This is a genomic window from Hyphomonas sp. UBA3601 (assembly GCF_002375605.1).
Lineage (GTDB): Bacteria > Pseudomonadota > Alphaproteobacteria > Caulobacterales > Hyphomonadaceae > Hyphomonas.
In genome coordinates this window covers 10,656-12,380 of sequence record NZ_DFME01000148.1, presented here as the reverse complement: position 1 = coordinate 12,380, position 1,725 = coordinate 10,656, and the positions used below count along the sequence as shown (strand labels likewise).

The following is a 1,725-nucleotide window of genomic DNA, read 5'->3' as shown; positions in this document are numbered from 1 at the left end:
GAGAGCGTCTTTGGCACGGCGGGCTATATTACAGGGTTCGAGGGCATGGCGCCCGACGAAGGTTGGGAATTGCTCGCTGAACTGTATCGCTGGCAAACCCGACCGGAATTTCAGTATCGGCATGTCTGGCAGGAAAACATGCTGGTGATGTGGGACAATCGCTGCCTGTTGCATATGGCAACCGGGGGCTATCCAGGACATGCGCGTCTGTTGCACCGCACAACAATTGGCGCGGCCTGATAGCTAGCCCACTGCCGGTTTCGCACGTACTGTGAAAAGAAAAACCGGGAGGAAAGCATGGCCGATACAGAGTATGAGGCGGAAGGCACAATTCCAGATCCCTGGAGCCTGCCGCTCGAAACCTTTGATGTCTCAAAGGCAGAGATATTCCTGAACAATAAGCAGGGGGAGTATTTCCGGCGACTGCGCAAGGAAGCGCCAGTCCATTATTGCCCGGAAAGCTCTGTCGGCGCGTATTGGTCCGTCACGAAGTATCATGACATCATCGCGGTCGATTCAAATCACAAGACGTTTTCGTCTGAACCCAGCATCGTGATTGGCGACCCGAGCGATAATTTCCAGCCGCCCATGTTTATCGCTATGGACCCGCCAATTCATGACATCCAGCGCAAGGTGGCCCAGCCAGCTGTCGCACCGACCCAGCTCTCAGAACTCGAAGACCTGATCCGCCAACGTGTGTGCACGATCCTGGATAGCCTTCCTGTTGGCAAGGAATTCGACTGGGTAGAAAAAGTGTCAATCGAACTGACCACCCAAATGCTGGCGACATTGTTCGACTTTCCCTTCGAGGACCGCCACAAGCTGCCATTCTGGTCGGATGTTGCCACAACAAGCGATGCGGTCGGCATTGTCGGCACCGACATGGAGTGGCGCATGAAGCATTTGAATGAATGCGTAGCCTATTTCACCGAGCTCTGGCGCGAACGGGCGGCACAGCCGCGCAAATTCGATTTCATATCGCTGCTCGCCCATAGCGAAGACACAAAGAACATGGTCGACAATCCGATTGAGCTGCTCGGCAATTTGATGTTGCTCATCGTCGGTGGAAACGACACGACCCGGAATTCCATTTCTGGCGGCGTCTATTTCCTGAACCAGTTTCCTGACGAGTACGACAAGCTTCGAGCCGATCCGTCCCTGATCCCGAATATGGTTTCGGAAATCATCCGGTACCAGACGCCGTTGGCACACATGCGACGCATTGCAACCGAAGACACTGAACTTGGCGGCCAGAAGATACGCAAGGGCGACAAGGTCGTCATGTGGTATGCGTCAGGCAATCGCGATGAAGATGTCATCGATGATCCCGATGATTTCCGCATCGACCGAGACAATGCGCGGCGACACCTGTCTTTTGGTTTCGGCATCCATCGCTGCATGGGGAATCGCGTTGCGGAGATGCAATTGCGCATTCTGTGGGAAGAAATCATGAACCGGTTCGAGCGGGTCGAAGTAACGGGCGAACCCACGCGGGTCCTCTCCAATTTTGTGCTCGGCTATGAGAAACTTCCGGTTATTCTTCACGCGAGAAAAGACAGCTAAACGCTCAGGTTTTGGCCGGAATGCCCTACAAACATGCCTTGCGCCCCGGAGTTCAAATACCGTCGGTACGGGTAATCGACTCGTGGCGCAATTCATGCATTAAGATCGGCAAAGGCGCAGAATGCGTGGGTTTCCAAGGGTATATTTGTCATGTTTTCAAAT

At 54.0% G+C, this 1,725-nt stretch carries 2 protein-coding genes; both read left to right on the top strand.

The genetic code is table 11. The annotated features are described in order from the left end of the window. On the top strand, positions 1 to 240 hold a 240-nt coding region (locus tag B4F73_RS16540), incomplete at its 5' end, for a TauD/TfdA dioxygenase family protein (protein ID WP_290481104.1). Between the two features lie 57 nt (positions 241 to 297). Next, entirely contained in the window at positions 298 to 1,563 is a 1,266-nt protein-coding gene (locus tag B4F73_RS16535) for a cytochrome P450 (RefSeq protein WP_290483822.1), read from the top strand. Positions 1,564 to 1,725: the final 162 nt, after the last annotated feature.